This is a genomic window from Acidimicrobiales bacterium (genome assembly GCA_035540975.1).
Taxonomy (GTDB): domain Bacteria; phylum Actinomycetota; class Acidimicrobiia; order Acidimicrobiales.
Window position 1 is genome coordinate 1 of the sequence record DATLFN010000068.1, and the last position, 8,884, is coordinate 8,884.

The 8,884-nt window shown below is 76.0% G+C and carries 8 protein-coding genes; 4 read left to right on the plus strand and 4 right to left on the minus strand.

Annotated features, from left to right (window positions below; translation table 11 throughout):
- On the minus strand, positions 1–300 hold a 300-nt coding region (locus VM242_08305), incomplete at its 3' end, for a hypothetical protein (protein HVM05159.1).
- A 123-nt stretch (positions 301–423) separates the two neighbouring features.
- Between VM242_08305 and VM242_08310 the strand changes: the two genes are divergently transcribed.
- A complete protein-coding gene (locus VM242_08310) occupies positions 424–1,104 on the plus strand; it encodes a VC0807 family protein (protein HVM05160.1) in 681 nt (226 codons plus the stop codon).
- A 61-nt stretch (positions 1,105–1,165) separates the two neighbouring features.
- On the opposite strand, the gene VM242_08315 is transcribed toward VM242_08310, so the two are convergent.
- Positions 1,166–3,529 carry a bifunctional diguanylate cyclase/phosphodiesterase gene (locus VM242_08315; protein HVM05161.1) on the minus strand — a complete coding sequence of 788 codons (2,364 nt, stop codon included), beginning with the start codon at positions 3,527–3,529 and terminating at the stop codon, positions 1,166–1,168.
- 1 nt (position 3,530) lies between these two features.
- Positions 3,531–4,730, minus strand: a complete 1,200-nt coding sequence (locus VM242_08320; protein HVM05162.1) for an FIST N-terminal domain-containing protein — start codon at positions 4,728–4,730, stop codon at positions 3,531–3,533.
- A gap of 149 nt (positions 4,731–4,879) precedes the next feature.
- Here VM242_08320 and VM242_08325 point away from each other — a divergent pair, with 149 nt between their 5' ends.
- Complete coding sequence (locus VM242_08325; protein ID HVM05163.1) at positions 4,880–6,490, plus strand: MFS transporter; 1,611 nt, start codon at positions 4,880–4,882, stop codon at positions 6,488–6,490.
- A gap of 58 nt (positions 6,491–6,548) precedes the next feature.
- Here VM242_08325 and VM242_08330 read toward each other — a convergent pair whose 3' ends face one another.
- Positions 6,549–7,196, minus strand: a complete 648-nt coding sequence (locus tag VM242_08330) for a methyltransferase domain-containing protein (protein HVM05164.1) — start codon at positions 7,194–7,196, stop codon at positions 6,549–6,551.
- Between the two features lie 97 nt (positions 7,197–7,293).
- Here VM242_08330 and VM242_08335 point away from each other — a divergent pair, with 97 nt between their 5' ends.
- Together VM242_08335 and VM242_08340 are read left to right on the plus strand one after the other, a co-directional pair.
- The gene (locus tag VM242_08335; GenBank protein ID HVM05165.1) at positions 7,294–8,145 is read left to right on the plus strand and encodes an A/G-specific adenine glycosylase; all 852 of its coding nucleotides are present in this window, start codon (positions 7,294–7,296) and stop codon (positions 8,143–8,145) included.
- Positions 8,146–8,213: 68 nt separating this feature from the next.
- A partial coding sequence (locus tag VM242_08340; GenBank protein ID HVM05166.1) for an ATPase, T2SS/T4P/T4SS family occupies positions 8,214–8,884 on the plus strand: 671 nt, incomplete at its 3' end.

The window sequence follows — 8,884 nt, forward strand, 5'->3', positions numbered from 1 at the left end:
GGCCCGGTCCTCGGCCCCCTCCCCGCGCTGGTGGCGCCCCGGCCCGGCGGCCGACGAGATGCCCGCCCGCCCGAGCCGGGGCGCCACCAGCGCGGGGAGGGGGCCGAGGACCGGGCCCGGACGTGTCGACAACGCGACGGCGGGCCGGCGTGCCGGCGGCATCGGCACGGCTCGGTCGGGGACGGGCGCCGCCGAGGCCGCCGACGCCGGCGGCAGCCCGGCCGCCCCGACCTCGGGGAACGGGGCCGCCAGCAGGGCGATCGCGACGAGGACGAGAAGGGGGAGCGCTGGGCTGACCATTGGTGGGATGGGGTGGTGCGCCGACTGCGACCGCTCGTTCCCTCGGCGGCGGCACCGCCCGGGACGACCCGGGACGGCCGGACGGCACTCCAGCCCGGGACCGAAATTGCCGAGGGAATACCAATGTACGCCGCCGCCGCTCCCGGTGAGCTCCCGGCCCTCGGCGCCATCGCCCGCCGGGCGCTGCCGAACCTGCTGGAGGCGACCATCGTGCCCGCCGTGCTGTTCTACGTGGTGCTGGTGCACGTGGGGACGGGCGCGGCGATGGTGGCCACCCTCCTGTGGTCGGGAGGCATCACCCTCAGCCGGGTCCTGCACCGCGAACGGGTGCCGTCGCTCCTGGTGCTGTCCCTCGTCGGCCTCGCCCTGCGCACGCTGGTCGGCGTGGCGACCGGGAGCACGGTCTTGTACTTCCTCCAGCCCGTGCTCAACGCGGCGGTCATGGGCGTGGTCTTCCTGGGCTCGCTGGTGATCGGGCGCCCCCTGGTGGCCAGCCTGGCCCGGGACTTCTGCCCCCTGTCGGCCGACGTCGCCGGGCGGGCGGGCGTGGCCCGGCTGTTCCGACGCCTGACGCTGCTGTGGGCCGGCGTCCACCTGGCGACCGCCGGCGCCACGCTCGCCCTGCTGGTGTCGATGCCGGTCACCACCTTCGTGGCCGTGAAGACGGCGGTCTGCCTGGCCGTCACCGCCTGCGGCGTGGCGCTCACCGTGTCGGCCGCCCTGCGCACCATCCGGGCCGAGGGCCTCGTGCTCGCCGGCCCTCACGGCGACGACGCCCCGCTGGCCCTGCTCCCCGCCGCCTGAGGAACGCCACCCGACCCGAGCCGGGGCCCTCCGGTGTGCGGCGGGGAGCGCCGCACGACCGTCATTCGGCGACGACGCGCAGGCGGTCGCACGGCACGGCCGCCGGGGACGGGCCGAGGGCCGGCTCGCCCGTGCCCGGTACGGCGGGGCCGTCCCGGTCGGCGGCCACCGGCCGCCCGATCAGGTAGCCCTGGGCGGCGTCGCACCCGAGCCGGCGCAGCTCCTGGATCTGGGCCTGCGTCTCCACGCCCTCGCCCACGACGACGAGGCCGAGGGCGTGGGCCAGGCTCACCACGGCATCGACGATGGCGTGGTCCTCGGGATCGACGCCCAGGCCGTCCACGAACGACCGGTCGATCTTCAAGGTGTCGACGGGGAAGCGCTTGAGGTAGCTGAGCGAGGAGTAGCCGGTGCCGAAGTCGTCGATGGAAAGCCCGACGCCCAGGTCCTTCAGGGCCCGCAGCGTCTCGGCCGTGGTCTCGACCTCCTCCATCAGCACGCTCTCGGTGATCTCGAGGGACAGCGAGGTCGGCGGGATGCCGGCCCGGGCCAGCGCCTCGGCCACGATCGTCACGATGTCGGGGTCGGTGAACTGGCGGGCCGACAGGTTGACGCCGACCTGGAGGCGGGCCAGGCGCGGGTTGGCTGCGAGCCAGCGCCCGAGCTGGGCGCACGCCTGGTCGAGCACCCACCGCCCGAGCGGGATGATGAGGTCGGTGTCCTCGGCCACCGGGACGAAGGCACCGGGCGGGATGAGGCCCCGCTCGGGGTGCTGCCAGCGCACCAGCGCCTCGACGGCGAGCAGCTCGCCGCCGACCGCCCGCACGATGGGCTGGTAGTGGAGGCGCAGCTCGTCGCGCTGGAGGGCCCGGCGCAGGGCGTGCTCGGTCTCGATGCGCTCGAGGAGGCGGGCCCGGATGGCGGAGTCGAACACCTCGATGCGGGCCCGCCCCCGCTCCTTGGCCCGGTACATGGCGACGTCGGCGTCGCGCAGCACGTCCTCCGCCCGGCCTCCGCCGTTCACGTGGGCGACGCCGATGCTGGCCGTGATGACCGTGTCGCGGCCGTAGAGGGGGAGGGGCTCCTCGATGGCACGCGACAGGCGCTGGGCGACCTGGAGGAGCTCGGCGGTCTCGATCTCCTCGCACACCACGACGAACTCGTCGCCCGCCAACCGGCCGACGGTGTCGCCCGGCCGGACCGACGCGGCCAGCCGCTCCCCGATGCGCACGAGCACCTCGTCGCCGATGGAGTGGCCGAGGGTGTCGTTGACGGTCTTGAACCGGTCCAGGTCCACGAACAGCACGCCCGACCGGCGGCCGCCCCGCACCTGGCGGGCGAGCGCGTGGTCGAGGCGGTCCAGGACCAGCGCCCGGTTGGGGAGCCCGGTCAGGGTGTCGTGGTGCGCCTGGTGGACGGCGTCGGCGAACGCCTTGCGCATGGCCTCCACCGCGCTGGCGTCGTTGAGGGCGAGCGACGCGTGCTCGGCGAAGGCCAGCAGCATCTCCTGCTCCATGGTCCCGTAGCGGCGCTCGCGGTCGTAGGAGGCCACGACCAGGCTGCCCATGGGCTCGCCGTCCTGGTACACCGGGGCGGCCATGGCCGCCCTGAGGCCGTCGCTGACGAGGGGCTCGAGGGGGTGGACCAGCCCGGCGTAGTCGTGGGTGACGATCAGCTGGCGGGTGGTGATGGCGAGGCCGCCGACGCCGTGGTCCACCGGCGACCGCCCGAGCGAGCGGGCCAGGTCCTCTCCCATCCCCTGCGAGGACACCATCACCGACGAGGAGGGGTCGTCGGGGTCGATCAGGCGCAGGCCGACGACGTCGTCGCCCAGCAGGTCCACCGCACCCTCGGTGATGGCGTCGAGCACCTCCTGGATCGGCGCCCGGTGGGAGATCGACCTCTGGATCCGGAACAGCCGCTCGAGGAGCGTCTGGCGCTCCTGGAGCGAGGAGAGCAGCCGGGCGTTCTCCTGGGCGTGGCGCTCGCTGCGCTCCCGCAGGCTGCGCTCCGCCTCCAGCATGCGCAGCATCCGCACGTTGAGGCCGAGGGCGCGGGCCATGGCCCGCAGCAGCGCCACCTCGGCGGAGGCGTAGTCGCCGCCCGAGCGAGCCAGCAGCAGGTGGGCCGGCTCGTCGTCCTCGAAGGGGACGCAGAGCACGCGGCAGCGGCCGGCACCGGGCACGTCGATGACGCGCACCTCTCCGGCGGCGGCGCGGCGCAGCTCGTCCTCGGGCACCCGGCCCGAGGCGAACCCCACGGACGACACGACCCGTCCCCCCCGCACGAGGGCGGCGACCTCGGCCTCCAGCGCCTCCGCCGCCCGCTCCACGGCGCCGGCCACGGCCGCCGCCTCGGTGTCGTAGGACGACACGGCGGCGAGGAACTCCGCCAGCTGCTGGCCCGACCAGTCGCCGCTCGGCATCTCAGGCCAGGGCGAGAACGACGAGGGTCTGGTTGTGGAACCCGCTGACGCCCGTCGTGCGGGCGATCTCGCCGTAGGTGTAGAAGCCGGCGACCGGCGCGCCGCCGGCGAAGCTGGAGATGCGGCCCACCTCACGCTCGATGCCGGCGTCGCCGAGCACGCCGCGCCGGGCGATGCAGTCGAACGCCAGGAGCCCGAGCGGCGGCCGGCCGCCGAGGGCGCCGATGGCCTCGCTGCAGGCCGCGTCGGTGGCGACGAGGACCGAGTCGTCGTCGCCTTCCATGATCCACGCCTGGCCGCCCTGGGGAACCTGGGCGATGCACACCAGCGCCCGCTCGGCGAAATCGGCCTCGGCCACGAACCGGACCTCCTCGCCGCTGCGGCGGCTGAGGCCCAGGGGGTGGGTGAGCGCGAAGCGGGTGAAGGCGGCCGGCTCGTTCCGGGCGTCGGCGGGCGCTCCCAGGCGGTCGAGGTAGACGTCGAGGGCGGGAGCGTCGTCGAGCAGGTGCACCCGGTTGCCGGCGCTGGAGGTGACCATCATGGGCTCGCCCACCCGCCGCCAGCCGTGGCGCACGCCGATGCCGATCGGAGCCACGGACCCGATGGCGGCGGCCACCACGGCGTTGCTCAGGACCTCGCCGCCGTGGAGCTGGAAGGTCCCGGTCATCTTCAGGCCGTCGCCTGCGCAGCCGCCGACCAGGGGCACCTCGGCACCCACCGTCTGGTACGCACCGCGGACGACCTCCTGCTGGTCCCCGGCCAGCCCGTCGGTGAGCAGGAGGAGGACCCGGTGGGGGCTGGCGCCCACCTGCTCCACACAGCGGGCGGCGGTGGCACTGGCGTCGCGGAGGCGGCCCCCGTCGGCCCGGGCGGCGGCGGTGGCGACGGTGAAGCCGGGCCCGCCCAGGGCCATGACCACGACGCCGGCGTCACCGGGGCCGGTGGCGGAGATCTCGCCCGCCGTCGAGCACCCCACGACCGGGACGCCGGGAGCGGCGGTGGACACCCCGGCCAGCAACTCGTCCAGGTCGTAGGTCTCGGAGCAGAAGACGACCAGCAGCCGGGCGTCCCCACCGGCCAGGGCGTCCCTCGTCGCCGCCGTGGCGGCGGTTCTGGCGTCGGGGCCGCCGTGGTGGCCGACGGCCACCCAGCGGTCGTCCGTCCCGGTGCCGGTCGTCGTCGTCCCGCGGAGCAGCTCCATGCTCGTTCCTTCGGCGGACGCGAGCCCCCGAGCAACCGTTTCCTGCACTTCTCCGGCCCGGGTGGAGCCGGTCGTGCCCCGTTTGCGGGGTTTCGCCCGCCGAGGGCGTTTTCCCACGGAGCGGGAGGCGCCGTGGCATCCTCCCCGGGTTGCCCATCAGGACGAGCCCGCTCGGCGCCGCCTATGCACGGCTGTGGACGGCGGCGGCGCTCGCCAACCTGGCCGACGGGGTGTTCCGGGTGGCGCTGCCCCTCCTCGCCGTGCGGATCACGACGTCGCCGGGCCTGGTGGCCGGCGTGGTGGTCGCCCAGCGCCTGCCGTGGCTGTTCCTGGCCCTGCCCGCCGGCGCTCTGGCCGACCGGCTCGACCGGCGCCGGACCATGGTCGGCGTCCAGCTGCTGCGGGTGCTCGTCGTCGGGGCCCTCGCCGTGGTGGTGGTCGCCGGGGCGGAGAGCATGGCCGTTCTCTACGCCGCCGCCCTGGTCCTCGGCGTCGGCGAGACGCTGTTCGACACCGCCGCCCAGTCCGTCCTGCCCACGGTCGTCGACCGCGCCCGCCTGAGCGAGGCCAACGGTCGCCTCTTCGCGGTCGAGATGACGGCCAACGAGCTGGTCGGCCCGACCATCGGGGGGCTCCTGGCCGCCGCTGCCCTGTGGAGCGCGTTCGCCGCCAGCGCCGGCGCCTACGCCCTGGCGGCCGCTTCGCTGGCCCTGATGACCGGGACGTACCGGCCGGCCCGGACGGGGCCGCCCACCCGGATGCGGGCGGAGATCGCCGAGGGCCTGCGGTTCGTGTGGGGAAACCCGCTCCTGCGCACCCTCGGCCTCATGCTGGGTGTCAGCGCCATGGCGCTGACCGGGTGGTTCTCCGTGTTCGTGCTCTTCGCCGTCGAACCGGGCCCCATGGGCCTGTCGCAGGCGGGCTACGGGTTGCTGCTCTCGGCCGGGGCGGTCGGCGGCATCCTCGGGTCGAGGACCGCCCCCGTCCTCGAGCGCCGCCTGGGCCGGGCCCGCTGCCTCGCCCTGTCCGTGCTGGCCCTGTCGCTCGCCATGCTCGCCCCCGTCGCCACGCCCGGCGTCGTCGCCAACGTGGCGGCGCTGGTCGTCATGTCCACCGCCGTCGTCGTGTGGAACGTGATCACCGTCTCCCTGCGCCAGTCCATCACCCCCGACCACCTGCTGGGCCGGATGAACGCCGCCTACCGGCTGCTGGGGTGGGGGATGATGCCGCTGGGCGCGGCCCTCGGCGGCCTGGTGGGCGAGGTGTTCGGCCTGCGGGCCGCCTTCGCCGCCGCCGCCGCCCTCGGGGCGACGGTCCTCGCCGCCACCGCGGTGGTCACCGACGGGGCCATCGCCCGGGCCGAGGAGGCCGCCGGCGATAGAGTCCGTGCCATGTCCCGCGCCTTCACCTGCCTCGGGGCGGGCGCCGACGTCGACGCCGCCTACCGGTCGGCGGTGGGCGAGGGCGGCCCGGTCGCCGCCACCACCGGCGTGCGCGAGGTCGACGTCCCCGGTGGGGCCAACCCGTCGAAGCTGGGCACGTGGGTGCAGCGGGTGGCGCAGGACCCGGCCGCCGCCGCCGACGTCCCCGACGAGCACCGGGCGGCCGTCGAGAGGGAGGCGGTCGCCCTCATGGCCGACCCCTCCACGTGCCTCGCCATCCGCCTCGAGGGCGACCTGGCCGAGCGAACGAGGGCCCGCGCCGGCGCCGCCGCCGACGACGCCGCCTACCTCCTGTTCGGGCTCGCCTCCGAGTCCTGACGCGTTCACCTCGCGACGGCGCGCCAGGTGCCGGCGCGGCCGCGCGAGATGAAGCGGCTCAGGCGGCCGGGCGGCGGGCGACCACGGTGACCAGCGGCGGGAGCACGACGGCGGCGTCGCCCGGGTCGACCTCGGTGAGGGCGGCCAGGTAGTCGGCCACCGCCCCCGGGCCGGCCCCCGCCGGCGCCTCGGCCCAGGCGTCGACGATGTCGAGGCCCGCCTCCAGGGCGAGGGCGGGCAGGCGGGCGCCGACGTCGGGGTGGCGGGCGCCGGCCATGGAGAAAGGCTCGCCGTCGATCCGCCCGGCGGACGTGATCGGCTCCTGGGCGACGACCCAGCCGCCCGGCCGGACGGTCTCGCCCATCCGCCGGATCACCACGACCGGGTCGAGCACGTGCATGAGGAGGAAGCGGCAGAACGCCAGGTCGACGGGCTCGGGGAGGAGGAGGTCCTCGCCGGCCTGGGTGAGGGCGATCACCTGGGCGTGCTCGGCCGCCGCCTTGGCGGTCTCGTCGCGGGAGCGTGGGTCGCTGTCGACCGCGTACACCCGACCGTCCCGGCCCACGATCTCGGCCAGCGCCACCGTGACGTCGCCCCCACCGGCGCCGACGTCCACGCAGCGCCAGCCCTCCCGCAGCCCCAGCCGGTCCAGGGCGGTGGCCAGGGGCCGCCGGTACACGTCGTTGCGCAGCCCGAGCTCGATCACGCCCCGCATTCTGGCCCCTCCCCGGTTCGATCCGCGCTGGCGCGCCAGGGGGTGGCGCGCCATTCACGGATGAACGGGCCTCGTACCATCGCTGCCGATGCAGGAGGCGCTGCTGGGGTGGTCGGAGGCGTCCCGGCGCGACCTGCCGTGGCGGCGTACGCGGGACCCGTGGGAGGTGCTGGTCAGCGAGGCGATGCTCCAGCAGACCCAGGTGGCCCGGGTCGTGCCCCGGTACGCGGCGTTCCTGGAGCGCTTCCCGACGCCGGCGGCCTGTGCGGCGGCACCGGTGGCCGACGTCGTCCGGGCGTGGGCCGGCCTGGGGTACAACCGCCGGGCCGTCAACCTGCACCGCCTGGCCACGGCGGTCGTGCAGCTCCACGGCGGGCGCCTGCCCGCCGACCTGCCCGGCCTGCTCGCCCTCCCGGGCGTGGGTGCCTACACGGCCCGGGCGGTCCTCGCCTTCGCCTTCGGGGCGGACGTCGGGGTCCTCGACACCAACGCCGCCCGGGTGCTGGCCCGCACCGCCGGGCGCCGGCTCGCCGCCGGGGAGGCGCAGGCCCGGGCCGACGCCCTGGTACCGCCCGGACGCGGGTGGGAGTGGAACTCGGCCGTGCTCGACCTCGGCGCCACCGTGTGCTCGGCCCGGGCGCCGGCGTGCGCCGCCTGCCCGGTGACGGCCTCCTGCGCCTGGCACGCGGCCGGCCGGCCCCCGCCCGACCCGGCCGTCGGCTCGGCCGGTGCGGGCGGGCGCCAGGGCAGGTTCGCCGGGTCCGACCGCCAGGGCCGGGGCCGCCTGGTCGACGCCCTCCGCCGGGGGCCGGTCGCCTGGGCCGACCTGGCCGCCGCCGCCGGCTGGCCCGCCGACCCCGGCCGGGCCGCCCGGGTGGCCTCCGGCCTGGTGGCCGACGGGCTGGCCGTCGCCGGCGCCGCCGGCCTGCGGCTGCCCTGAACCCCCCGGGCCCCGCAAAAGCCGCGAGCACCTTCAGAGCAGGCCCGGGCAGGACGATAACCAGGGTCATGGCGCACGCTCGGCTCGACGGCCTCCTCGCGTCCATGGCCTCCATGGAGGCCTCGGACCTGCACGTGAAGGTCGGCTCACCGCCCCGGGTGCGGGTCAACGGGAGCCTCCTGCGCCTCGACGACGAGCCGTCGCTCACCGCCGAGATGACCGAGGAGATGGCGGCCGCCATCATGCGGCCCCAGGCCGCCGAGCAGTTCGGCGAGCGGAACGAGGCCGACTTCGCCTACGCCATCGCGGGCCTCGGCCGGTTCCGCGTCAACGTGTTCCGCCAGCGCGGCTCCGTGGCCATGATCTTCCGGCGGGTCCGGACCTCGGCCGCCAGCTTCGACGCCCTCGGCCTCCCGGAGGTCGTCGGCCGGCTGGCCAACGAGCACCGCGGCCTCGTCCTCGTCACCGGCCCGACCGGGTCGGGGAAGACGACGACCCTCGCCGCCATGATCGACCACATCAACCGGACGCGCGAGGTCCACATCGTCACCATCGAGGACCCCATCGAGGTGCTGCACCAGGACGAGATGGCCGAGATCAACCAGCGCGAGATCGGCTTCGACACCAACGACTTCGCCAGCGCCATGCGGGCCGCCATGCGCCAGGACCCCGACGTGATCCTGGTGGGCGAGATGCGCGACCAGGAGACGGTGGCCGCCGCCCTCAGCGCCGCCGAGAC

Bases quoted from the DNA above. Each gene is read 5' to 3' on its own strand.
- VM242_08310 (HVM05160.1), top strand. From the start codon at position 424: ATGTACGCCGCCGCCGCTCCCGGTGAGCTCCCGGCCCTCGGCGCCATC.
- VM242_08315 (HVM05161.1), bottom strand. From the start codon at position 3,529: ATGCCGAGCGGCGACTGGTCGGGCCAGCAGCTGGCGGAGTTCCTCGCC.
- VM242_08320 (HVM05162.1), bottom strand. From the start codon at position 4,730: ATGGAGCTGCTCCGCGGGACGACGACGACCGGCACCGGGACGGACGAC.
- VM242_08335 (HVM05165.1), top strand. From the start codon at position 7,294: ATGCAGGAGGCGCTGCTGGGGTGGTCGGAGGCGTCCCGGCGCGACCTG.